General features: G+C 46.2%; 20 protein-coding genes. 8 read left to right on the top strand and 12 right to left on the bottom strand.

Features of this window, described 5'->3' with window-relative positions; all coding sequences use genetic code 11:
• Nucleotides 1–52: 52 nt before the first annotated feature.
• A complete protein-coding gene (gene rlmD / locus ACIHKT_RS00935) occupies nt 53–1432 on the top strand; it encodes a 23S rRNA (uracil(1939)-C(5))-methyltransferase RlmD (RefSeq protein WP_404352565.1) in 1380 nt (459 codons plus the stop codon).
• Nucleotides 1433–1673: 241 nt separating this feature from the next.
• Here the strand turns inward: rlmD and dcm are convergent, their stop codons facing one another.
• The 5 genes from dcm to ACIHKT_RS00960 all read right to left on the bottom strand — a co-directional run bounded on the left by dcm (nt 1674) and on the right by ACIHKT_RS00960 (nt 5297).
• Nucleotides 1674–2891, bottom strand: a complete 1218-nt coding sequence (dcm, locus tag ACIHKT_RS00940; RefSeq protein WP_174193552.1) for a DNA (cytosine-5-)-methyltransferase — start codon at nt 2889–2891, stop codon at nt 1674–1676.
• A gap of 71 nt (nt 2892–2962) precedes the next feature.
• A complete protein-coding gene (locus ACIHKT_RS00945; RefSeq protein WP_174193550.1) occupies nt 2963–4429 on the bottom strand; it encodes a MutH/Sau3AI family endonuclease in 1467 nt (488 codons plus the stop codon).
• Between the two features lie 2 nt (nt 4430–4431).
• Complete coding sequence (locus ACIHKT_RS00950) at nt 4432–4638, bottom strand: helix-turn-helix transcriptional regulator (protein WP_174193548.1); 207 nt, start codon at nt 4636–4638, stop codon at nt 4432–4434.
• A gap of 12 nt (nt 4639–4650) precedes the next feature.
• Nucleotides 4651–4839 (bottom strand): IS3 family transposase, encoded by a 189-nt coding sequence (locus ACIHKT_RS00955; RefSeq protein WP_404352901.1) that lies wholly within the window; start codon nt 4837–4839, stop codon nt 4651–4653.
• Nucleotides 4840–4931: 92 nt separating this feature from the next.
• Entirely contained in the window at nt 4932–5297 is a 366-nt protein-coding gene (locus tag ACIHKT_RS00960) for a helix-turn-helix domain-containing protein (protein ID WP_086035182.1), read from the bottom strand.
• Between the two features lie 234 nt (nt 5298–5531).
• Here ACIHKT_RS00960 and ACIHKT_RS00965 point away from each other — a divergent pair, with 234 nt between their 5' ends.
• Nucleotides 5532–6524 carry a serine hydrolase domain-containing protein gene (locus ACIHKT_RS00965; protein ID WP_086035067.1) on the top strand — a complete coding sequence of 331 codons (993 nt, stop codon included), beginning with the start codon at nt 5532–5534 and terminating at the stop codon, nt 6522–6524.
• Between the two features lie 114 nt (nt 6525–6638).
• Here ACIHKT_RS00965 and ACIHKT_RS00970 read toward each other — a convergent pair whose 3' ends face one another.
• From ACIHKT_RS00970 to treR, 4 genes are all read right to left on the bottom strand, one after another.
• Nucleotides 6639–8117 (bottom strand): Lsa family ABC-F type ribosomal protection protein, encoded by a 1479-nt coding sequence (locus tag ACIHKT_RS00970; RefSeq protein ID WP_174403067.1) that lies wholly within the window; start codon nt 8115–8117, stop codon nt 6639–6641.
• Between the two features lie 515 nt (nt 8118–8632).
• Nucleotides 8633–10624 (bottom strand): glucose PTS transporter subunit IIA, encoded by a 1992-nt coding sequence (locus ACIHKT_RS00975; protein ID WP_086035069.1) that lies wholly within the window; start codon nt 10622–10624, stop codon nt 8633–8635.
• Nucleotides 10617–12281, bottom strand: a complete 1665-nt coding sequence (gene treC, locus ACIHKT_RS00980) for an alpha,alpha-phosphotrehalase (RefSeq protein WP_086035070.1) — start codon at nt 12279–12281, stop codon at nt 10617–10619. Before treC ends, ACIHKT_RS00975 begins: the two co-directional genes overlap by 8 nt.
• Before the next feature lie 71 nt (nt 12282–12352).
• Nucleotides 12353–13063, bottom strand: a complete 711-nt coding sequence (treR, locus tag ACIHKT_RS00985) for a trehalose operon repressor (RefSeq protein ID WP_086035071.1) — start codon at nt 13061–13063, stop codon at nt 12353–12355.
• 414 nt (nt 13064–13477) lie between these two features.
• On the opposite strand from treR, the gene ACIHKT_RS00990 reads away from it, so the two are divergent.
• From ACIHKT_RS00990 to ACIHKT_RS01015, 6 genes are all read left to right on the top strand, one after another.
• Nucleotides 13478–13861, top strand: coding sequence for a hypothetical protein (locus ACIHKT_RS00990; RefSeq protein WP_086035072.1), 384 nt, complete (start codon nt 13478–13480; stop codon nt 13859–13861).
• A 406-nt stretch (nt 13862–14267) separates the two neighbouring features.
• Entirely contained in the window at nt 14268–16007 is a 1740-nt protein-coding gene (locus ACIHKT_RS00995) for a hypothetical protein (protein ID WP_404352570.1), read from the top strand.
• Nucleotides 16008–16145: 138 nt separating this feature from the next.
• The gene (locus ACIHKT_RS01000) at nt 16146–19373 is read left to right on the top strand and encodes a glycoside hydrolase family 13 protein (RefSeq protein WP_404352571.1); all 3228 of its coding nucleotides are present in this window, start codon (nt 16146–16148) and stop codon (nt 19371–19373) included.
• Between the two features lie 274 nt (nt 19374–19647).
• Nucleotides 19648–20547 (top strand): energy-coupling factor transporter transmembrane component T, encoded by a 900-nt coding sequence (locus ACIHKT_RS01005; RefSeq protein WP_157658884.1) that lies wholly within the window; start codon nt 19648–19650, stop codon nt 20545–20547.
• On the top strand, nt 20475–22151 hold the full coding sequence (locus tag ACIHKT_RS01010; protein WP_086035075.1) for an ABC transporter ATP-binding protein: 1677 nt from the start codon (nt 20475–20477) through the stop codon (nt 22149–22151). The genes ACIHKT_RS01005 and ACIHKT_RS01010 overlap by 73 nt, the downstream gene beginning before the upstream one ends.
• Entirely contained in the window at nt 22130–22864 is a 735-nt protein-coding gene (locus ACIHKT_RS01015; RefSeq protein WP_086035076.1) for an ECF transporter S component, read from the top strand. Before ACIHKT_RS01010 ends, ACIHKT_RS01015 begins: the two co-directional genes overlap by 22 nt.
• 308 nt (nt 22865–23172) lie before the next feature.
• Here ACIHKT_RS01015 and ACIHKT_RS01020 read toward each other — a convergent pair whose 3' ends face one another.
• From ACIHKT_RS01020 to ACIHKT_RS01030, 3 genes are all read right to left on the bottom strand, one after another.
• Complete coding sequence (locus ACIHKT_RS01020) at nt 23173–23334, bottom strand: hypothetical protein (RefSeq protein ID WP_174403064.1); 162 nt, start codon at nt 23332–23334, stop codon at nt 23173–23175.
• 273 nt (nt 23335–23607) lie between these two features.
• Nucleotides 23608–23772, bottom strand: coding sequence for a rubredoxin (gene rd, locus ACIHKT_RS01025; RefSeq protein WP_086035078.1), 165 nt, complete (start codon nt 23770–23772; stop codon nt 23608–23610).
• A 63-nt stretch (nt 23773–23835) separates the two neighbouring features.
• Nucleotides 23836–24078, bottom strand: coding sequence for a DUF6514 family protein (locus ACIHKT_RS01030; protein WP_086035079.1), 243 nt, complete (start codon nt 24076–24078; stop codon nt 23836–23838).
• Nucleotides 24079–24116: the final 38 nt, after the last annotated feature.

Below are 24116 nucleotides of genomic sequence, written 5' to 3' on the forward strand. Positions count from 1 at the left end.
ATACAATCAAAAAAACAGAAAAGCCCCATTTTACGGGGCAGCGGAGGCATATATGAAAAGGACACTGGCATTTGCAAAAAACGATATTGTGTCGCTTACAATTACCGGATATACGGCGCAGGGAAGCGGAGTGGGACACTGCGACGGTGCGGCAGTCTTTGTAGCGGGCGCTGCAGCGGGGGACCAGCTGCGTGTGCGCATTCTCAAGACGGAAAAGACCTATGCGTATGGGAAAATAGAAGAAATCATCGCTCCGTCACCGGACCGCATCAAATCTGACTGTCCGCAGGCCGCCCAGTGCGGCGGCTGTGTGTTCCGCCATATTTCCTATGAAGCGGAATGCCGCGCAAAGGAACAGCGTGTGCGTGATGCAATAGAGCGCATTGCAGGGCTTTCGCCGCAGATGGTACAGCCGCTGATTCCGGCGCCCTGCCCGGAGCGATACCGGAACAAAGCACAGTTCCCGCTGGGACTTTCGCCGGACGGCACCCTGCAGGCAGGCTTTTATGCACCGCATAGTCACCGTATTGTGCCCTGCATGGACTGCCGGCTGCAGCCAGAAACCTTTACGAAAGCCGTCCGCGCTGTGCAGGAGTGGTACAGGCAGGCAAAAGACAGCGTCTATGAAGAGCGCACCGGAAAAGGTTTGCTGCGGCATTTGTATCTGCGGCAGGCGATGGCCGGCGGCGGGGTGCTGGTGTGCTTGGTCATCAATGGCCGCATGGTTTCCCGGGAGGACTTGCTGGTAAACCTGCTGCGGCAGCAGGTTCCAGGTCTTGCTGGTGTACTGCTGAACGAAAATCGGAAGCGCACCAATGTCGTTTTGGGAGACCGATACCGCACCCTGTGGGGCGTTCCGGCATTGACGGATATGCTGTGCGGTCTGCAGTTTTCCATTTCGCCGGACAGCTTTTATCAGGTCAATCACGACCAGGCACAGGTATTGTACCGCCTGGCGGGACGCTTTGCCGCGCTGACCGGAAAAGAAACGCTGTTGGATTTGTACTGTGGTACGGGAACGATTGGCTTATCCATGGCGAAAGACGCCAAAAAAGTGATTGGGGTAGAAGTCGTTCCTGCCGCCGTGGAGGATGCCCGCCGAAACGCAGAAGCCAACGGTATTGCCAATGCGGAATTTTTCTGCGGTGACGCGGCACAGGCCGCGGCCCATTTTCAGCAGCAGGGATTTGCCCCGGATGTCATTGCTTTGGACCCACCGCGCAAAGGCTGCGGAGCAGCACTGGCACATATTGCGGCGGGCATGGCGCCGCAACGCATTGTCTATGTTTCCTGTGACCCGGCAACACTGGCGCGCGACCTTAAAACGTTTGCCGGTGATGGATACGAATTGCAGACAGCAGTGCCGGTGGACCTTTTCCCGCGTACCGCACACGTGGAGAGTGTTGTATTGATAACAAGAAAAGATAGGTAAAGGGTTAAAAAGCCTTGAAATAAAGGACTTTCCGAGGGTTAGAGTGTAAACTCTGGCTCTCGGATTTTTTATTGGATAAATCAGAACCAAACATATCCACGATGGAAATGCTGTAGGGTTGAGTTGACAGGATTAAAATAGGGAGGTTGAGTAGACAGAAATGTTGATATATATTTTATAGATAATATTGTAAAAAATAGCCAACCGATGATAATTGGTGGGCTATTTTTTAAATAAAGAATTATGGTTCATTTGCGATTATTTGATCAAGAGTGCGCCCCATACGAGTAATCATAGGAACAACTAAAGCATTCCCCATACAAAAATAGCGCATTCTCTGTGTCATGCCAGAATTAGTCCAATTATCATCAAAACCTTGCAAACGTTCGGCTTCAATGGGTGTTATAAGCCTTAAACGATGTGTTCCAGGATCTTCAACCACATGAGTACTCCTATTTAGTGTGGATTCGCTAGTTAACATAGTTCTGCCAGGTTTATCCCAAGCATCAGGGAACGCAACTGGCCCCTCTGAATAGATGTATTCATGACCATTTGCTGCTACACGAGGAATCTTTTTAGCACCTTTTAAATATTGCCATTTTTCCATACGTTCATCTGTGATGTAGAATTTTTCATCAACATTACTCTCTAATATTTGTCCTAGAGTAATTGGAGGCTCTTCAATTTCAGAAACAGCAGCAGTGTTAATGATACCATTTGACATTAATCCAGCATTAGAAAAATCAAATTTAAATTCATCAGATGCAATTATTACATTAGTCTCAACAGGAACTGAATTAACTTCTGTAATAGGGATAATTGGAAATGTTCTAGCAAAGAATCCTTCGGTTGATATTATATCGACTGCTGAGAAATTATTTTCGCCTAATGCAAACATGGTATCATTTCTATAAGCAAAAATAAATACTCTACGCCTACGTTGTGCAGCACCATATTTGGCGGCATTTACAACACGCCATTCAACAGAATATCCAAGTTCGTTTAAACAGGTAAGCATTATACCGAAATCACGACCACGCTGTTTCGAAGGTGACTTTAATAATCTATCCACGTTTTCAAATAAGCAAAATGCAGGGCGCTTTGCAGTTATGGTTTCGTATATTTGCCACCAAAGAACACCCTTTTTACCATGTATTCCTTGTTCTGTTGATAAACCATGAGCAACAGAGTAGTCTTGACAAGGGAAGCCACCAACGAGTAGATTGTGGTCTGGTATAGTATTTTTGTCTACCTCAGCAATATCTTTACCTGTAGTGATGTTGCCATTAACATCTTCGGATTCGCCAAAATGCTGAACATAGCACTTGTGTGCCCACTGAGTGGCAGCTTTTGGTTCCCATTGACTAAACCAAACAGTTCTCCATTCAGTATCTAATCTCTCAAATCCTAATCGAAAACCGCCGACTCCGGCGAATAATTCACAAATAGTTTTATCCATCGTAAAACTCCTTTCAACTTGATCTATTATAGCAAAAAACATTCAAAAGATCAACAAGTATTTTCTCAAGATTATAAGAAGTTTATTTCGGATAATCTATGCGCTATATAAACACCTTTTATCCAGATATACTGTCTATACATTCTGATTCCATTAACCTCTTCGGGCTTATTTGTAGAGTCTGAGCCACTACCACGAACAAAAATCAGACCGTCTGAGGATTTTGGAAAATTAGGTGCAGATTGAATAGTTCCAGTTCCTTTGTTGATTTTTGGCTGACCTGTTTTCTTATCGATCTTTATAACATCGATAAGTTTGTTATTAAAAATTAGTCTTCTGATATCATCCCAGATTGGCTTGACTTGTGTATTTATAAAATTATCATCAAAGGTTAATCTTTTGAATCCAAGTAATTTATTATCCTTGAACGGAGCATCGGTGCTGGGTTCCTCAAAAACAATGCATAGCATTTGATTATTTGCAAAATAATCTCTAAAAGAAGAATCCTCAAACTGGATGTCTGGATTCGTTAATTCTTCAAAATCAATGCAGAACAGTTTCATATCCTCAGTGCGTAGCCCGGCTTTGGTAACTACAACGGATTTTCCTAACAATCCGATTTTGTTAAATAAATCTATTTTTTGCATTTTCTTTGCCTGTCCATCAAACATTCTAACAATTATTCTTTCACTAATAGATTTATCCTCGATATTTCCATCAATAGAAAAATAGTCCACAAGCTGTTTTACTGTTTGTTCAGCATAAAGCTGAGTAAGTGCATGGCACTTATGGTCTATGTCAGAATAGCTTGTATATTTGCCTGGGAGTTGCTCTAGCTCACTGCCAAAGTGCTCCTGGACAATGTTGGTTATCACGGCACGTTTCAAACGAAAACGTGGTGGATTCGGCCACTTTGGAGCTGTATCAATAAAGAGCAGTTTATCCCTTAATTCTGAAGACAAACGTGGATATTGACTTTTGTAGTCAGTATAATTAGTTTGTAATTCCACAATGAAATCATGAACAATTGTCCAGTCGTTCTTTAAGGTCGTTTTATCATCTTCGCTGAACTCATAAAATTGATAGCCTTTTATAGGAAAATTTGCATATTCAGCAGCGGGAACTGTTTTATCAGATGCATAAAGATAATAAACAAACAGAAGATGCTCTAATTTATGCCAAAAATTAGAATCCTCAAAAACTTCCGCAACAATTCTATCTGGAGATACTGCTGTAATAGACATCGGCTCTTTTGCTTCATATTTATTACGTTCCTTTTTAGAATATCTTATTCCAGTAGTCTTCAATTCTGTTTTGATGCCATCAACATTTAAATCTGGCTCTTGCCTAGTATCAGCAGGATAGCCTAATATAGATTGTTCTACAACATCTCCCGCAATACCAGTAATCTTAGGATTTAAAATAGTTCTTTTAAAAACATGGCTTTTATCTACCTCGCCTAAAGTTCTATTTAGGCAGGCATCAAATGTTTGTATCAATTCATCTCTATGGAAAAAATGATCGCTTGATGTAGACATAATTACTCCTCCTTTATCGTTTCTATGATGTCTTCTAATTTGCAATCTAGAGTTTCACAAATCTTCAGAAGAACATCAGTTGTAATATTTCCACCTTTACCTAGTTTTGCAATGGAGGCGGCACTGATTCCAGCCGCCTCTTTTAAGTCCTGTTTATTCATTTCTTTATCAATAAGCATTTTCCATAACTTGTTATAACTGATACGCATTTCCCAACCTCCTTATTTCTTCATTCTCACTCGGCATACGAGTCCAGGCTGCTTCATTAACCTCTGGACGGTTTTGTGATTGATGCAGTATCCTCTACTGTGCAGAACATCTGTGATACGGCGATAACCATAGCGCCCCTTGTTTTCATGGTAGATTTCAGTGATCTGTTCTTTGATTTCGCTGTATTTATCCGGTTGCATTCTACGCTTGGCATAGTAGTAATAGGTTGATCGCGGCAAACCGGATACTTCAATTAGTAGTGAAATCTTGTGTTTATGCCTTAGTTCCCAGATCACTTGCGCCTTTTGTCGCGGCGTTCCTCTTCCAAAACCAAGGCATTCAATTTTTTTAAGTAATCTACCTCTGCACGCAACCGTTGGTTTTCTGCAATCAAATCTTCTTCTACCTTTTTGTTCAGCTTTGGGTTGCGTTCTTTCTGAGTGCCGCTTGCAGCACTGGCTCGACCACGGCGTTCCACATATAGCCCTTCTGGTCCTTCTTCCAGATAAATTCGTTCCCATTGAGCAACGCTTTTATGGTCAGACACGTGAAACTGCCGCGCTGCTTCACTGTAACTGAGTTTCTCTGTTTGCATAGCTTCTACAACCTGCTGTTTGAATTCTCCTGTGTATCGTTTCTTTGCTTTACCTTTTGGCATAAAAACACCCCATTTGTTTTCAGTATATCATACTGTCTAACAAATGGGGTGCAGTTCAATAAGCCGTTTCTGTGATTTTGAGATTTTTAAACTGTACATCCAAAGCGTGATTTCACCCGTTCGAGGAAATCAATCTATCGGGTCGGATTCCGTTCGCGAGAGAACAGGATGGATGTTTTTTGGATTTTGACGTATGCGTGGGAACAGGGAGAGCGAGTAAAAAGGAGTATTCGAATGAGTATAGAAAATGTATTTGACAAGAGTTTTAGAGGTTGTGCCGTAATCACCGAAAAGAATAAGGTGTTATTAAAAAAAGCATTTGGTTATGCTGATTTGCCCAATAAAGTTGATAATGATTACGATACAAAGTTTGCTACAGCTTCAGCCGGTAAAGTGTTTGTTGCTGTGGGAATATTACAACTAATTGAAAAGCATCTTATTAATTTCAAAGATACAATTGGAGAAATTCTTGATTTTGACCTTAAACAAATAGATCGAGGCATAACAATTGAAGAATTGTTGACTCACACCTCAGGAATACCAGACTATTTTGATGAATCTGTTATGAGCGAGTATGAAGATCTATGGATTGATTTTCCAAACTACAAAATACGTTCTAATCAGGACTTATTGCCTCTCTTTGTTGATAAACCAATGATGTATCCCCGTGGCACCAAGTTTCAGTATAACAACACCGGATTTGTTGTGTTGGCTCTGATTATTGAAAAAATAACGGGAATAGAATTCGACAAGTATCTAAGTGACAATGTTTTTACACCTTCAATGATGCTCAATACTGGATATTATGAACTTGACATGCTACCTGCAAAATGTGCTGTAAATTATATTTACGATGAAAGAAGTGGCGGTTATAGAACAAATATTTTCAGCGTAGATGCTAAAGGTACTGGCGCTGGAGGTGCATTTACTACAGTAGCCGATATCAAATCATTTTGGGATTGCTTATTGTCATACAAACTGCTTTCAGAATCTATGACCAAAAATATGATTTCAAATCATAGCGGAAAAGATGAATGCTATGGTTATGGAATCTGGCTAAGAAAAGTAAAAGGCCGTTTCGCGCCATATTTTCAGGGCTGTGACCCAGGTGTAAGTTTTATCACATCTTATAATATCCCGAATCAGTTGATGGTTGTATTAGTCAGTAATTATGGGGATAATGTCTGGAAATTACTAGAGAACATAAATAACTATTTTTTTGAGTAAGTCAAGGCACCCTACGTTGTTATTTCGCAGAGTGCCTCGTTTATTTCCGTGCCTATCCGTTGGTATCAACCATCACACTGGATATAAATCCAAAGTGAAGACGGCTTTATTTTTCTATAATTGAATAGTTTTTGTTGCAACATTTTCACAGAAAGCGCTGTCGTGTTCAACGAACAGAATCGTGGGCCTGTATTCGGGCAACAGTTTTTCAATTTGCATTCTGGAAAGGACATCAATGTAGTTTAACGGTTCATCCCAGATATACAGGTGCGCTTGGTCACAAAGGCTTTTTGCGAGCAGCACTTTCTTTTTTTGGCCTTCACTAAACTCGTCAAGTTTCTTTTTAAACTGTCCACGTGGGAAATCAAATTTCCGCAGGATGGCTTTAAAAAGGCTTTCATCAAGAAGATTGTGCTTGATATATTCGCTCAAGGGTCCGCTTAAATCTGAGGTGCTTTGGGGAACATAGGAAATTTTTAGCCTTCCGCTTTTTCTAATGGTTCCCCGATAAGAGATGCCTTCTCCGCAAATCAGCTTCAAAATGCTGGATTTCCCGGATCCGTTTTTTCCCTGCAATGCGATTCGGTCACCCTGTTCCACAGTAAAACTGATGCCCGAACAGACGACATTATCGCCATACATAACCGAAATGTCCGAAAGTTCCAGCAAACAATTGGTATAATATCGAAGAGGAGAAATTTTTAAAGCTTCATTGATTTCAATGTTTTTAAGCAATTTTGATTTTTCACTGATCAAGGTTTGCTGACGTGTCTCGATACTCTTTGAACGCTTCATCATCTTAGCTGCTTTATGAGACACAAAGCCTTTGTCGAGCTTGCTGCCCGAATTGGTTGGGCCGTTCTTGCTTTTCTCGACTCGGTCAGACCAGCCGGAAGTCCTTTGAGCAGCGGCCGTTAATCGGTCTATATCTTTTTTTCGTTTCTCATTTTCAGCCATTTCAAAGCTGTCCTGCATCTCTTTGTTACTCCACCATGAGGAGAAATTTCCTTTTTGTATCTCGATATTGGTTTTGTTTATAGCGAGAATATGATCAATACAATTGTCGAGGAAAACCCGGTCATGTGAAACCAGAATAAATCCGTGCTTTCTTTTCAGATAATCGCTCAAAATTTTTCTTCCCATGGTGTCAAGGTGATTGGTAGGTTCATCTATCAGCAAAAAACTGTTCTCTTTGAGAAACAAAGCGGCAAGAAGGACTTTTGTCTGCTCACCTTTTGAAAGCGTAGTATACTGCCGATACAATATATCATCCGACACCTTCAGCAGAGATAATTCGCGCATAATCTCCCAGTCCTGTGCATTTGGACTGATCTCATGAATGACATCGATGACAAAGGAGTCCGGTGTGGGTACATCATAGGGGAAATACTCAAAGGAGACACTGCTGGAAATGGTGCCGCTGTATTCGTATTTTCCCATAAGAAGCTTTAAAAAGGTGGTTTTACCCCGGCCGTTTCGACCTGTAAAGCCTAGCTTCCAATTTGTATCAATCTGGAAACTGACATTTTCAAAAATGTTGTCAAAACTTCCTTCATAAGAAAAAGTTAAATTTACTATATTGATTAAAGACATGGATCAAAACCTCCGCAAAAAAATGGGGTGCAAGAAAGTTGCTTCTTGCACCCCATACCTATAGCGAAGTCAAGCCAAAACAAATGCGGCAAAACAAGGCTTATATGAGTGAATTGGCATTAAACTTCCTTGCAAATGCACAACAAAAACAACAGCACGGACATCATGCCTATCAATCTTTGCTATGCGTAATTATGGTTAGCAAGAAAATTTAATCACCTTTTCACCTCAAATATTAAAATCTAATTAGTAATATTATACATCAATTTAATGCAAGGGTCAACTCATTTTCGATTTACAGCTATATACAACTATTGTTCCTATTCCAGGTTGCACCAAAAATCGGTTTTAAAATACAGTTGCTTGGGTGAAAAAGTGGGTGGTATCGCTGTCAAACAGCGTCCTATTAAAAAATGACCCATAAAAGTCCCTTCTTACAGTGTGACTTCGCAGCCGTTAGGGGGAGGGGTTCTATGAGTCAGCTATTTTCTATTCCATTCAGTAAATTGTGTTTTTTATCCTAAATGCCGTTTCTTCGGAGCCATCTTGGCTTTTAGACTGTCTTCTTCTTTATATCCGAAGAAGTAGGTCAGCAGGGATGCCGCAACGACTGTGACTGCAGAAACGATCCAGAAATTCAGCAGGTTGCTTGGGTTAGAGGAGCTGGCGAAAGATGGGAACCCAATCAGGCTGCCGGTAAATCCGTACATATCAACACCCAGCAAACCGTTGACTAAACCGCCGATTGCCGCCCCGATACTGGAAGTGAGGAAGACACGACCGTATTTCAGATTGACACCATACATGGCAGGTTCGGTGATCCCACAGAATGCGGAAATTGCAGCGGACGCGGACAAACCTTTCAGATTTTTATTGTGGCGGGTCTTCATCCATACAACCAGTGCACCGGCACCCTGCGCAATCATGGTAACAGATACAATCCCATTCAGAACAGAGTGGCCGCCGGGGACAGAAAGCTGGGCAGAGATAATCGGAATGACTGCCCAGTGCAGCCCGAAGATGACCAGGACCTGATACAGACCGCCAATAATCATGCCGGACAGCGGCAGACTCAGATTTAGCAGCCACTGCAACGCGTTGGAAATACCAGTAGAAATCAGGGTGATGATTGGCCCAACGATGACCAGCACGGTTATGCCGACCAGGAAGATCTCGACCAGCGGAGTGAAAATCATCCGAAGAACAACCGGCATCCACTTTTTGATCCAGGGTTCAATTTTTGACGCCATCCATGCAGCAAAGATCATGGGGAAGATAGAGTAGGTGTACTGCGGAATGTGGATAGGAATGCCCAAGAAATTCGAATTGATGCCCATACCGAGGATCGAGTAGGAAAACTTGCCGGAAGCATAAATGCTGACCAGTGATGGATAAATCAAAAACGATCCAATAATGGCAACGACAACCGGATTGGATCCTAGTTTCTGGGCGGCGGTGAAACCGACCAAAATCGGCAAAAAGTAAAATGTAGCGTCGCCCATCGCGTTAATAATGACATAAGTCTGAGATGTGGTTGACACACCGCCCCAAGTGGTGAGGATCGTCATAATTCCCTTTAGCATGCCGCTGGCGGCCAGCAGACCAATGACCGGCATCATTGAACCCGTGATGATTCCAATCAGGCTGGACGCACCATGCTTAATTTTGTCCCAGAAGCCCAAGCTTTTGTTGGCCTCAGTTGTGGTTTTTGCTACTGCCTGCGTGGCCTTTTCGGGATCAGCATAGCTGTTACTAAGCTGTTTGATCGCTTCATCATAAACATCCCCGACAGTCTGACCAATGACGACCTGGTATTGGCCGCCGGCGCGGGCAACATCTATGACACCTGGAATGCTGCGGACGGCATCGTCGTTTGGCATTTGGTCGTCTTTCAGGTAGAAACGCAACCGAGTGATACAGTGAATCAAACTCTTGATGTTTTGCCTGCCTCCGACTTTCTGTAAAATCAGCCGTGCAGTCTTGGCATCCTTGTTTTCGTTCTTCGGCGCTTTTCCTTTCGGGGCAGCGGCCGACTGTGTTTCTTTCAGCGTCAGTGTTGCCGCCTCGTCGCCGCGGTGAACTTTGCCAACGGCTTTAATTTCTAGTTTGTCAACCACCTCATCGGTATTGGTAATCGCCACAACAACCGTTGCCTTTTTGCCAGCTATTTTTATCTTGTCCAAATCCATGGAAGCGATGATGTCGCCCGCTTTGACTTTGGCATCCTTCTTCGTGTCGATTTCAAAGGGTTTACCATTCATTTCAACGGTGTCGATACCCAGATGGATCAGCAATTCTGCACCGTCGTCGGTGCAAATGCCGATTGCGTGCTTGGTATCGGCCAGTATGCTGACACGGCCACTGGCGGGGGCGACGACTTGGCCGCTTGTCGGTTCAACGCCGAATCCGTCACCCATGACTTTCTTAGAGAACACCAAATCAGGGACTTCATCGATTGGCATTAGCAGGCCATCGACTGGTGAAAATAACTTTGAGACTTTACCCATGGACCTTTTCCTCCCTTATAGTGCGGATTGCCAGCGTCGTAAACGGCTCAAGCGTCAGCACATCCGTTAATTGAATACCTGATTGATTGGTAATTAAGATATTGCCCTGCTGCCACTCAGCCGGCAGTGGGACTTGAATGCTGTGGTCTGCAAAATTATTTAAAACCAGCAACGCATCGTGATTTAGGTGTCTTTGGTAACCATAGAGCCAGCCAATGTTTGTACCGAACGGTTGATAGTCACCCGCCGCAATGACGGGTACCGTCTTGCGCAAATAAATCAGCTTTTGATAGAATGGAAAAATCTGTCCGTGGTCTAGTTCATCTTTCACGTTGACCAATTTTTGGTTGGTCGGCCGTAGCCACGGTGTGCCGGTGGTAAAGCCGGCGTTGGCACTGCTGTCCCACTGCATCGGTGTGCGTGAGTTGTCGCGTGCTTTACTGTGAACGATGGCAAATGCCTCATCTGCCGGCTTGCCAGCATTGAGCAATTCCCGATAGGCATTTTTAGCCTCAATATCGACATAATCCTCCATGCTGGTATAGTCAGGATCGCTCATTCCAATTTCCTCACCCTGATAAATATATGGTGTACCGCGGTTCAGGTGAATGCTGGCGGCCAGCATCTGCGCACTTTTGACACGATAGTGTTTGACATCACCGAAACGGTCCAGCGCACGCGGTTGGTCATGATTGTTCCAAAACAGCGCTTGCCAGCCGCCGCCCTTGGACATACCGACACCCCACTGATTGAGCAAGCCACGTAGTTTCTTGAAATCATAGCGCTTTTTCGTCCACTTTTTGCCGTTGACGTAATCTGTTTTTAAGTGGTGAAACTGAAAAACCATACTCAGCTCTTTGTTGGCCGGATTGGTATACTCAATAGCCTTGGGAATCGTGGTCGAGCTCATTTCACCGACTGTGACGCTGTTGTCATCCTGGCCAAAGCTGCTGGCGGCAATTTCTTTGATATAGCTTGACACAACAGGTGTGTCAGTATAAAGCGTTTTGCTTTGGATTTCCGGCGGCGCATCGACCAGCCGATTGTCTTTCCCAATGACATTCAGAACATCAAAGCGGAAACCACGCACGCCCTTTTGACGCCAGAAGTTTACAATATCCGCTGCCTCTTTCCGAACCTGCGGGTTGTGCCAATCCAAGTCAGCCTGCGTCGGGCCGTACAAGTGCAAATAATACTTGCCGATATTGCCAAACTTTTCCCACGCAGAACCGCCAAATTTAGATTCCCAGTTGGTCGGAACAGTGCCATCTGGCTTTGGGTCACGGATGTAGTAGTAAGCCTGATACATGGGGTCTCCCGCCAGTGCCTTTTGAAACCATTCGTGCTGGGTACTGGTGTGGTTTAAGACCATGTCCAGCATCACGTCAATGCCGATATCCTGCAGCTTCCGCATCAGTTCATCAAAATCGTCCATCGTACCGAACCGCGGATCAATGCGGCGGTAATCCGCCACGTCATACCCATTGTCATTTTGCGGCGAAACAAAGAACGGATTGAACCAAATCATATCTACATGTAATCGCCTAAAGTAATCGATTTTTTCAATAATTCCGCGCAGGTCACCGATTCCATCGCCGTTACTGTCGTAAAATGACTTCGGGTAAAGTTGATAGATTACTTTATTTTGTAAACTCATAGTGCCTCCTTTAAACATTCAGACACAAAGCGATAAATCCAGAGGATTCATTCGGCCAATGTGCGAATGCCTCATAAACGTCTAGCAAAATCTTGAAATCGAAACCGATCAGGCCGATGCCGTGATTCTGTGTACTGAAATGTTGTTGTATCCTCCAAACTCGTTACGCTTTTGACCACCACAACCACATCTCCAGCTTTTAGATGGAGCAGTTCTTGATCAGAATCTGTAGCCGGTTCAACAGTGATCTCCTTTTTGGCATAGGCGATCGATAAATGCAGTTCCTCTTCAAAGTAGCGATAAATTGAATCGGCGGCCACCTCGTGGGAAATGCCGGGCACAACATCCGTTGATACATAATCGATATCAATAATCACCGGCTCACCGTTGACCTCGCGAACACGCACCAGTTTTGTGACAGGTATTGCTTTTGCAGTCGGATCGACCGATGCAAAATCGCTGATCGGAAGTTTCGTGATTTTATCCTTAATAACGGTGGTATGTGTGCTTATGTGTCTGCGCGTCGCCAATTCTTTGTAGCTGATGACATCGGATACCGGAAACACATACCGCTGGCGGTTGATGACGATAGAGCCCTTGCCTTTCTGCGACTGAATGTAACCTTCCTCGCGCAGTCGGCTCAGCGCCTTACGAATGGTATCACGCGATGCGTCATATAAATCGCACAGGCCGCTTTCGCTTGGCAGCAAGTCGTTGGTTCTATAAATGCCTTCGTTGATTTTTGCCTTGAGATCCTGATAGATCAAACAAAACTTTGCCATAATTTTCTCCAATAACAGTTTCTTTTGTATATATAATATACATGTACGTACAGGTTGCCAAGCACTTTATTATTATATAAAAGAGTAAGATCGTTTTTTCGGTTTGTACAAACTGTGCAAGAATGGGTTTCACATCCATTGAACGGACTGCCGCGAGGTCTTCCAATCACTCCATACCACTTGATGCAAACTTCCTTCGTTTTTTATGCCTACCGATCTATTTTCGACGGGCACGGAAACAGGCGGTGGCTTTGCTTGTGGGCACGCACGTTTTTTGTTATACTATAATATTTTATATGAATATTTTATATGCTTTTGCCCAAGAGGAGTGTCTGCCCAATGGCCAACAGCCAGAATGATATGCAAAACTTAAAAGCGACCCAATGAACAGCGCTGATTGTGCAGGCCACGCTGATGGTACTTTTTCTGCTTCCGGACGGAAATTCGCTGGATGGTAGTGCTCTTGCCAACTCGGTACAGATGGACCTTTTATATTTACAATACGGTGACCTGATTCATTTTATCGGAGGGCTGTTATACTGCGCGCCGCTGTTTGTCATTCCGGTAGATGTATGGCTGGTCACACTGTTGCGCAAACCGTGGCGCAAAGGCGAGGTGGAACGCAGTCATCTTAACGACCAGAGGCATTTCTACGACTGGGAAAAATTTGCCAACGTATGTGAGCTTAACCAAAAACTGGAATCCCATCTATCTTGGGGCAACACTAAGGCTATGCGTACGCTTGGATGGAAAAACCCTCTTCAACTTCTTGCTGATTTCCTTGGTTCACATTATTAACAAACACAGATTAAATTGCAAACTTCTCTTGACACCATCTAGGGGACAGGCTTCAGCAGACGGATGTTCCCTGCAGGAGGCCAGTTTTATTTCTGCCGTATGCATATGCGCGTATGTATTTTATAAATTTGATTGGCAGATGGCAAAATTAACAAATATAGTTAGGGACATTTGTAATAATTTGGGATTTATTTTCCCAATGGGATATGCAATTATTCTCTAAGGACACACGATACTTTGTAAAAACGGAGGGGTTGTGAAAACAGGAAATTTGGCGCAATAATTTCTATAAAAGCATTTCGTGCTGGAAATTCGGTTTACGCATCGACAGTTATGTAACCGATTGCATAACTGAGAAAACCAGATCTTGCTGTATGCGGTGAAAGTCGTTAAAAGGGAGGAAATTATGGTAAAAAAAGTGTGCAGGCAATGTCTCAGCTTGGTGCTGTCCTTGCTTATCGGGCTCTCTGCCTTGACAGGTGTCACTTTGAAAGCATCTGCTGCGGAAGCCACGGGCGGGCCGAAAGTAACTGACCTGGTATTGCTTGCTATAGACAAAGAAACAGACAATCAGATGTCCCTTTATGCAGGCGGCATATATGAATCATGTGTTAAGCTCAGTGCCGGAAAACACACTTATACCGTTAAAGTAAACGGGAGCGCAAAAGCTGCAGATGTTTCGGTAAATGTACCCGCAGAAGAGAACGTTTACATACGTTATTATTCACGTGGCTCTTCCGATGCTGCGGCAAAAAACAATACGGTGGATTCCATTAATAACGCAGTTCACTTTAAAACTTCGGCGACGCTGACAGGCGCTTTAGGCTCCATCGGCACGGAGCTTAACATCAGCGACTGGGTGCCGAATGACACAGACGGTGACCTCGACTATCTCGGCGGAGGACGCTATTCTAAAACTTTTAAATTTTCCGCGACAAAAAGCGATGTAAATATCAGTTATAAAGTCGCTTATAATCATGCATGGGGATATGGCGAGTGTGGAAGCAACGTTGAGACGAAGGTGCCTGCCGGTTCCACATCCTTTACGATTTTTGCGGATTATCTACAGGGGATATGCACCGATTCTATCCGCGAACCTGCCATCAATATTGATCAAAAAGATGCGGAGGGCAGCAATCTTTCCAAACCTGCTTTTACGACGACCGTTTCGCTGATAGGGACCGTACGCGGCAGCAGCGGCACATGGGACCCTAGCGCGGCTGGATGGGATTTTTCACAGATTACGAAGAATCTTTACGTATTCAGCAAAACATTCGATAAGGGTACCTACGAGTACAAAGTCGTTTTCGACAAGAAATACAAGTACGACAAAATCGCAGAAAACATCAGCTTCAAAGTTGACAGCGATGACACAAATGTTGTTTTCCTCTATGATGCCTCTTCCCAGAAGCTTTTTGATACAGTCAACAAGTTCAATGCCGTTTCCGAAGCCCTCGGATATCAGTTTGCTTCGGCAAAGGTGATTGACAATGCCAATGGGATGGTGGAATTTGTTTTTCAAGAGGCGCCGACAGACAAGATTTCTCTGACGTATGCGCCGAAATCTTCTCCCGAGAAGGCCAAAACGATTTCGCTTTCTGCCGAAAAAGATGCCAGCGGCACGTTTACAAGCGGCAACCTATTTTTGGGTGATGGGGCGCTGGATTACATTTATTTTTACACGGTAAACGGCACACGTACCCTGGACCCTTCTGCAGAAAATACTTACACGTATAACAATGAAAACTATTCCAACTACACCCGCGCAGCTTTCACAGGGCGGGCAGTCTATGTGCCGGGCACACTGCCTGGCAAGTCGTGGGACCCTGCTTCCAACAAGATGACGTATAAGGGGAAGGGCCTTTACTCATATACTTTTAAAGATGTACCGCCAGCGAACAACTACCAGTATAAAATTACAGTGGACGGAACATGGAATGAAAACTATGGCATGCATGGCAAATCAGGCGGCGACAATCTCAGCCTGGATGTAAACAATCAACAGGATGTCACGGTTTATTACAACGATATTACTCACCTTTCCGTCACATCGCTGAACTATCTATTTGTTGACCCCAGCCTTTCCGGAACAGGCGTGCCATCCGGCACAAAACTGACAGATGACGGCCTCACGGGCATTTATTAGGTAACTGTTTCTCTGCCTGCCGGAACCTATTCGGACTTTAAAATTAACTGGAAGAATAAGTCGGGCAGGGCTGCTTCGTGTAATGTCGCTCCGTTTACGCTTGCCGGGGAAAAGAATGTCACTTTTTCTTTTGACCCTTTGACTGAACTGTGTTACTCCAATGCTTCCGACCGCAAAATTGACGGGAAGAATGTCTACTACAATACACAGGACAGAAAATACAAAAGCACTTACGGCGCAGTGGAGCAGAACAAGCGGACCACCTTTTCCATCCAGACGGGCGATGATGTGTCAGAAGCTTATCTGTTTATAAAAGGGCCTGAAAATAAACGCATCACGATGACAAAGAGCTCCGCCGCCGACGGAAAAATTATGTGGAGCACAACGCAGAGTTTTGCCACGATTGGGCAGTATACGTATTACTTTGAGCTGGCGAATGCTTACGGTGATTTCAAGGTGTACGGCGATGACGACGGATATTATGGAACGGGAAAACTGACCGACCCGGGCAGCATCTCTCCTTACGACCTAGTGGTTTATAAGGAGGGCTACAAAACACCTGACTGGATGAAGAATGCGGTGATTTATCAGATATTCCCGGACCGCTTCTATAATGGTGATACCGCGAACGATGATGCTGCCCCAAAGGGTGCACGCGGGGCCACCAACTATGAGTTCGTAAAGGACTGGAGCAAATATCCGGAAAATCCGGAACAGGAGAGCCAGCACGCAGGTGAATATCCGTCCCAGGCTTACAAAGGGGACGGCATATGGGGCAATGAAATCTATGGCGGTGATATTAAGGGAATCACGCAGAAAATCGACTATCTGAAAAAACTTGGGGTGAACGTGATTTACGTTAACCCAATTTTCTCTTCCGTGTCCAACCACAGGTACGACACAACGGATTACAAGAAAATCGACCCCATCCTCGGCACGGAAGGCGATTTCACCGAACTGTGCCAAACAGCCAAGAGAAACGGGATGCACGTTATCCTCGACGGCGTTTATAATCATGTTTCGGATGACTCGATTTATTTTGACCGGTACTACAAATATGTCGGGGTAAACGGGAAAGTCGGCGCCTATCCGTACTGGGCATATGTTTACGACTATATAGATGACCATCCCGGCACAGCGCAGGATGCAGCGGAGACCGCTGCCACAGCATATTTTAAAGACCACCACAGCGTGAGAGATTTCACTTACACAAAGTGGTTTACGGTAACACGAGACCCGCTCCTTGATCAGACGACAAAGCAACCGATTCGAGATACAATCGGCGGACGAAATGGCAAAAAAGTTTATGGTTATGAAGGCTGGTGGGGCTATGACTCTATGCCTGTCATCAAGGCTACCAATGGTTCGGAGTACCAGACATCCAGCTGGGCAAAAGAGCTGGTCGACGGACCCGATTCTGTAACGAAATACTGGATCCGCAAAGGCTCCGATGGATGGCGCTTGGACTGCGCAAATGAGGTTTCGGATGAAACATGGCAGAAATTCCGCAGCTCCGTGAAAGCGCTTGGCAGTGACAATGTCATTATCGGAGAAATCTGGGCTGACGCAACAAAATATCTGCTTGGCGATATGTATGATTCGTGCATGAATTATCAGTTCCGCAATGCGATACTTACCTACACAAGAGGAGGAAGTTCGGCGGATTGTGCGAAAAATCTGGAAAAACTGCGCGAGAGGTATCCATCGGAGGCATTTTATGCAATGATGAATCTTCTGGATTCGCACGATACAACGCGGCTCCTCTCCTACCTTGACGGTATCGATGATGACCGGAATCAAAAGGATATTGCGCATACCTTCCCGACTTATGCCCAAACGTCAGATGCCGCAAAGAAAAAGCAATATATGGCGGCCCTCCTGCAGCTAACTTACCCAGGCGCTCCCACGATTTACTATGGTGATGAAGTGGGCGTGGTCGGTGCTGACGACCCGGATGACCGCCGTACCATGGACTGGAGCGGCAGCAACCAGGATTTGTTTCAGTGGTACGCAAAGCTGATTTCCATCCGAAACAGCAACTCAGCCCTTCGCACAGGAAGCATTTCTATGCTCAAAACAGATAAGAATGAGGTAATGGCTTATGTGCGCGCGGACAGTAAAAATCAATTTTTGATTGCTGCAAACAACAGTGGGCAGGATGTAACCGTAACCTTGGACGCTTCCACTGTCAAGGGCGACACACTGGTTGACATGATGACGAATACCGCTGTGCCAAAAAAGAACGGCGCTGTCACTATGACGATTCCAGCATATTCCGGCGTGCTCCTGGCTGCGAATGCCTCGTCACCTACCGACCATACTCAAACCGGCGACGCAACAGATGATTCTGATGGAAATGCTTACATCAGCGACACAACAGATGATTTTGATGTTAACGGCGCATATACCTTCAAAATCACCTCTAAAAATGGAAAGGCACCAGACTTTGCAGTCGGCACACCGAGTGTGTTCCGCACAACGCTGGTAAAGCGCAGCGGCAATGATTATTTTTACAAAATCACGGCAATCGGTGCACCGGGCGCACAGTCCGACATTAACCTCAACGGCGGACGCCTGCTTGTGGCGACGGTCGGAAAAAATCCAAAGGATTCAAACTATTCTTTGAGTGACACCAGATGCAATCTTGTTGTCGATGGCGCTTATACCTTCAAAATTACGAACACATATGGAAAGGTACCAGATTTTGCAGTCGGCGCACCGAGTGTGTTCCGCACGACGCTGGTAAAACACAACGGCAATGATTACTATTACAAAATCACGGCAATCGGCGCACCGGGCGCACAGTCCGGCATTTACCTCAATGGCAGCCGCCTGCTTGTGGCGACGGTCGGAAAAAATCCAAATTATTCTTTGAGTGATACCAGATGTAATCTTGTTGTCGATGGCGCTTATACTTTCAAAATTACGAACACATATGGAAAGGTACCAGATTTTGCAGTCGGCACCCCAAATGTGTTCCAAACAACGCTGGTAAAACACAACGGCAATGATTACTATTACAAAATCACGGCAATCGGCGCACCGGGCGCACAGTCCGGCATTTATCTCAATGGCAGCCGCCTGCTTGTGGCGACGGTCAGAAAAAATCCAAATTATTCTTTGAGTGATACCAGATGTAATCTTGTTGTCGATGGCGCTTATACTTTCAAAATTACGAACACATATGGAAAGGTACCAGATTTTGCAGTCGGCACCCCAAATGTGTTCCAAACAACGCTGGTAAAACACAACGGCAATGATTACTATTACAAAATCACGGCAATCGGCGCACCGGGCGCACAGTCCGGCATTTATCTCAATGGCAGCCGCCTGCTTGTGGCGACGATCAAGAAAAGCACGCGATAAGAACTTGTCGCCTCGCTGAAAAACCCAAAAGTCCATCCTTTGCTCCATGCACTGGGTGGGCTAGCCAATCATCCGGTGGCCTGCATTGTACCAAGTTGCAATGCAGGCCACCATTTTTTATGCTGGCTTCATGTCAAGAGTTGAGGTAGCCCAAAAGGGGGACAGACAAAAAGAAGGAAAATAGACAAAGTGATTTGGCAGTGCTACAATAAACATTGCCAAATCTTTTATACTGTACGGACTTTTGCCGACAGATATTGTCAGGGGGAATCCCATGAAGGAACCATTTGCGGCCTGCAACCCCAGTGTTTGTTTTATATTCTTTGCGGCAGCCCTGCTGCTGAGCGTGTTTTTGACAAACCCATGCTTTTTGGCACTGGACGCGGCGGCATCCACGTTGTATATGCTGCTCTTACGGCGCTCTGGCGGTCTACGCTTTCTAATGTCCATACTTGGATTTTCCGCTCTGCTTGCAGCATTAAATCCGCTGTTCAATACCAGCGGCAGCACGGTGTTGTTCACTTATTTTAGCCGCCCGTATACGCTGGAAGCACTGCTGTACGGCGTGACGGCCGGCGGAATGTTCTTTTCAGTGATGATGTGGGCCTCCTGCTGGCAGCAAACGATGGACAGCGACAAAATGCTGTATCTTTTCAGCGGGCTGGCACCAGCCGCTTCACTGATGCTGTCTATGGTATTTCAGATGGTGCCTGCCCTGCGGCGAAAGGCTGAAACGATAACGGCGGTACAAAAAGGTATTGGCTGCACCGGCACGGGGAATACCCGGCAGAAGCTGCGGAACAGTGTGGGCAGGCTTTCAGCACTGACATCCTGGGCACTGGAGGGTTCCCTGACCACAGCGGATTCTATGAAAAGTCGCGGCTACGGCACCGGCCGGCGAACTTCCTTTGCACGCTATACTTTTCGGGCGGCGGACTGCGGCGCGCTGGTGTTTTTCGGTGCCTGTTTTTTACTGGCGGCCGTGTCCTTTTCGCCGCGCTACCAGTGGAGCTGTTCAGGGACCGCGTTTTGGCTGGCGTTCGGGGGGAGTGCGGCACTTTTGCTGTTCCCGAGCTTCCTACATATTAAAGAGGATATTTTATGGAATTATTTTCGGTCAAAGATTTTAGCTTTTCCTATCCAGCGGCACCGAAAGAGGCATTGCACAAAGTAAATTTTTCAATCCGTTCAGGGGAATATGTTGCGCTGTGTGGAAAAAGCGGCAGCGGCAAAACAACACTGCTGAGCCACCTAAAAACGGTGCTAGTACCACATGGCACCCGGCAGGGTACAATTTTATGGAAGGGACGTCCTTTGCAGCAGGTCAGCCTGCGGGAACAAAGCAGCCAAATCGGCTATGTGATGCAGAATCCGGAAAATCAAACGGTGACAGACAAGGTGTGGCACGAGCTAGCCTTTGGGCTGGAAAGCCTGGGCACGGACCAGCGGACCATGCGGCTGCGGGTTGCGGAAATGGCCAGTTATTTTGGCATACAGTCGTGGTTTTACCGGGATGTCAGCACGCTTTCCGGCGGGCAGAAGCAGCTGCTAAATCTAGCGTCCATTATGGCGATGCAGCCGGAAATGCTGATTCTGGACGAGCCAACCAGCCAGCTGGACCCGGTTGCCGCTTCTGATTTCCTCAATACAGTATGTAAGCTGAATCGGGAATTGGGCACAACGGTTCTTATTTCGGAACATCGGCTGGAAGAAATCATCCCCTGTGCGGACAGAGTGGTTGTGATGGACAATGGCAGTATCTTTGCGGACGATGTGCCGCGTCGGGCAGGCCGCCGCATTTTTGAGGACAAACCAGAACTGGTACCGTCCCTGCCGGCACCTATGCAGGTTTACTACAGTATCGGCGGCGGTCAGTCCTGCCCGGTCACGGTGCGGGAGGGACGCAACTGGCTGACACAGGAGCTTGCAGGAAAAGAAAACATTGTTCGCCGACTGAATCGCCCAGCTGAGCCGGAGGAGGACGCGGAAACAGTGCTGGAACTGAAAGATGTCTGGTTTCGTTATGAAAAAGACACGCCGGATGTCCTGAAAGGCGTTTCACTCAAGCTGCCGAAAGGGAAGCTTTCCGCCGTGGTGGGTGGCAATGGCACGGGAAAATCCACGATGCTGAAAGCCGCCTGCGGCATTTGCCGTCCCTATCGGGGGAGCGTTCTGGTTTTACAGAAAAATATCCGCCGCTGGAAGACAGAAAGATTATTTCACGGGTGCCTCGCCATGCTGCCGCAGGATCCGCAGTGCCTTTTCCTGAAAAAGACTGTGCGGGAGGATCTGGAAGAGATGCTTTCCTCACAAAAACTCGCAAAAGAGGAGGGAGAAGCGCTTTTGCAGCAGGTGATTGCCGAATGTGACATTACCGAGCTGCTGGACGCGCACCCGTACGACCTTTCCGGCGGCGAGCAGCAGAAAGCGGCGCTGGCGAAGGTGCTGCTGTGCCGGCCGCGGATTTTGCTGCTGGACGAACCGACCAAGGGAATTGACAGCGGCTTTAAGGCCCAGCTGGCCGCTGTTTTTGAGCGGCTGAAACAGCGGCAGACGACTATCCTTATGGTTTCACATGATATTGAATTCTGTGCCCGCTATGCGGACCAAGTGTCGCTTTTTTTTGACGGCAGTGTACTGACGACCAGCCCGCCAACGCAGTTTTTTTCCAACAACAGCTTTTATACCACCGCGGCCAATCGTATGAGCCGCCATGAGTTTAACAATGCAGTAACCTGTAAGGATGTGATTACATTATGCCACAAGAATCATTTGTAAAGAGAACATACAGCAAAAAGTCCATTCTAGTTATGACAGCCTGCTTAGCAGGGATTGCAATGCTGCTGGTTTTTGGCGGCAAGGCGATGGGCAACGGACATGCCTATGGGGCCAGCCTGCTGGTGATTGTGCTGGCAATGGTGCCGTTTTTCTTTTCCTTTGAGCACCGCCGCCCACAGGCCCGCGAGCTGGTAACACTGGCGGTTTTATGTGCCATTGCGGTGGCCGCACGGCTGCTGTTTATCTGGGCGCCGCACTTTAAGCCGATGACTGCTATTATTATCATTGTCGGCGCGGCACTGGGCCCGCAGGCCGGTTTTATGACCGGCGCCATGGCGGCCTTTGTTTCGAACTTCTTTTTTGGGCAGGGCCCATGGACACCGTGGCAGATGCTTGCCTTTGGTATGGCCGGATTTTTGGCGGGTATTTTCTGCCGCAGTGGGATGATTAGCCGCCGGCGGATACCACTGTCCATTTTTGGTGCGGTGCTGGTCATGGCTATTGTTGGGCCGCTTCAGGACACCTGTTCCCTGTTTTTAATGACCAATACCATTACACCGGCGAGCGCAGGGGCCATTTACCTTTCGGGTGTTCCGGCCAATGCCGTACACGCGCTGGCAACCTTTTTAACGCTGCTGCTGGTGTCCCAGCCGATGTTTGAAAAGCTGGACCGTTTAAAGCAGAAATATGGCATTCTGAAGGAATCGGCGTGAGGCTTGACTCTTATCATCCAGTGGTCAATTTGCTTTCTTTTGCGGCAGTGCTGACCTTGCTGTACAGCCTTTTGCCTTTGCTGTTGCCGCGGCGGGAAAAGTTCCAGCCTGCGGCAGCGCCCTTTTTATCTTTTTTACAGAGAATTAAAGCAGAGTGATAGTAAAAGCAAAATCAGAGGTTTCGTTCGGTGGCAGAATGGTCATACCACGCTTGTGTTCAAAGCAGTTATCTTCATCTGTGGTGGTGCTGCAGCCTGTCCGACAGGCATCTGAAAAGCTGGATGACCGCCCACCACGAACGATATGGACTAGGCACCGATATTAGTTGTGGAAAAGCGCATTTCCAGGGAAGCAGGCCCTGTCATGCGGTAGGACATACGCAGGTGAAACGGATAGGGGTAGGCCTTCAGCCGTGTCAGATTACGAAAAACCACTGGAGCAACCAAACAGGCGGGACAACAATGCTGCAAAAAAACAAGGCCGCCATGGTGCCGCCTATATGGCGACACACCCAAAAAAATTGGGTGGGAGTACATTGTATGTGATGTGCAGTGGTCGGAGCCGCAGGCGGAGGTAGACTTTGCACGTGGGCCAAAAAGATATACGCAATGGGACTGGAATTTGGCATTCATATTATGCACGAAGGAAAAAAGGTTCTCCTTTACGGAGAACCTTTTTCTTTGCATTACAGTCAAAAAAGACCCCGCGCAGCCTCTCTGCCGGGATCTTTTGTCATGCGGATTTTAGCCTTCTTCAGGGGAAAATTCTTTTTTGTCTATGCCGCACAGAGGACATTTCCAGTCGTCCGGCAGCTTTTCAAAAGGCGTTCCGGCGGGGATACCATTGTCCGGGTCACCTATGGCAGGGTCATAGACATAGCCGCAGACGTTACAGACGTATTTCTGCATTTTGTTTTCTCCTTCCAACTGATTCTGCTATATTATAGAAGAATCACCACCACATGGCAAAATTTAATCGAGAAAATGATAATCGTCCAGAATTTCAGTTAGGTTATCGGGAAAGACCTGATTGCGCAGCAGCGACTGTGCAAGGTGGACAGCCTGCCCGCGGCTGTCCGAAACGGTTCCGCTGGCAAGCTGGGTTTTCACCTGCTCGACTTCTACGCCGTAGCTCTCCCCATCATAATAGATATAATACTGTAGGCAGCTGCTTCCAGTCGTAGATTTTCCAATTAATTCCTTACGTATCTGCATTTTCTCCGCTCTCCTTTGCTGTTTCAATTGAATACTCT

The sequence above is a fragment of the Caproicibacterium sp. XB2 genome (genome assembly GCF_044880635.1).
Lineage (GTDB): Bacteria > Bacillota > Clostridia > Oscillospirales > Acutalibacteraceae > Caproicibacterium > Caproicibacterium lactatifermentans.

Excerpts from the sequence above, each read along its gene's own strand:
- ACIHKT_RS00965 (WP_086035067.1), top strand. The coding sequence starts at position 5,532 with ATGAGTATAGAAAATGTATTTGACAAGAGTTTTAGAGGTTGTGCCGTA.
- ACIHKT_RS01015 (WP_086035076.1), top strand. The coding sequence starts at position 22,130 with ATGCCACAAGAATCATTTGTAAAGAGAACATACAGCAAAAAGTCCATT.
- ACIHKT_RS00960 (WP_086035182.1), bottom strand. The coding sequence starts at position 5,297 with ATGCCAAAAGGTAAAGCAAAGAAACGATACACAGGAGAATTCAAACAG.
- ACIHKT_RS01030 (WP_086035079.1), bottom strand. The coding sequence starts at position 24,078 with ATGCAGATACGTAAGGAATTAATTGGAAAATCTACGACTGGAAGCAGC.
- ACIHKT_RS00945 (WP_174193550.1), bottom strand. The coding sequence starts at position 4,429 with ATGTCTACATCAAGCGATCATTTTTTCCATAGAGATGAATTGATACAA.
- ACIHKT_RS00970 (WP_174403067.1), bottom strand. The coding sequence starts at position 8,117 with ATGTCTTTAATCAATATAGTAAATTTAACTTTTTCTTATGAAGGAAGT.
- rlmD (WP_404352565.1), top strand. The coding sequence starts at position 53 with ATGAAAAGGACACTGGCATTTGCAAAAAACGATATTGTGTCGCTTACA.
- dcm (WP_174193552.1), bottom strand. The coding sequence starts at position 2,891 with ATGGATAAAACTATTTGTGAATTATTCGCCGGAGTCGGCGGTTTTCGA.
- treR (WP_086035071.1), bottom strand. The coding sequence starts at position 13,063 with ATGGCAAAGTTTTGTTTGATCTATCAGGATCTCAAGGCAAAAATCAAC.
- ACIHKT_RS01010 (WP_086035075.1), top strand. The coding sequence starts at position 20,475 with ATGGAATTATTTTCGGTCAAAGATTTTAGCTTTTCCTATCCAGCGGCA.
- ACIHKT_RS00950 (WP_174193548.1), bottom strand. The coding sequence starts at position 4,638 with ATGCGTATCAGTTATAACAAGTTATGGAAAATGCTTATTGATAAAGAA.
- ACIHKT_RS01005 (WP_157658884.1), top strand. The coding sequence starts at position 19,648 with ATGAAGGAACCATTTGCGGCCTGCAACCCCAGTGTTTGTTTTATATTC.
- ACIHKT_RS00975 (WP_086035069.1), bottom strand. The coding sequence starts at position 10,624 with ATGGGTAAAGTCTCAAAGTTATTTTCACCAGTCGATGGCCTGCTAATG.
- ACIHKT_RS00955 (WP_404352901.1), bottom strand. The coding sequence starts at position 4,839 with ATGCAACCGGATAAATACAGCGAAATCAAAGAACAGATCACTGAAATC.
- ACIHKT_RS00990 (WP_086035072.1), top strand. The coding sequence starts at position 13,478 with ATGGTACTTTTTCTGCTTCCGGACGGAAATTCGCTGGATGGTAGTGCT.
- rd (WP_086035078.1), bottom strand. The coding sequence starts at position 23,772 with ATGCAGAAATACGTCTGTAACGTCTGCGGCTATGTCTATGACCCTGCC.
- treC (WP_086035070.1), bottom strand. The coding sequence starts at position 12,281 with ATGAGTTTACAAAATAAAGTAATCTATCAACTTTACCCGAAGTCATTT.
- ACIHKT_RS00995 (WP_404352570.1), top strand. The coding sequence starts at position 14,268 with ATGGTAAAAAAAGTGTGCAGGCAATGTCTCAGCTTGGTGCTGTCCTTG.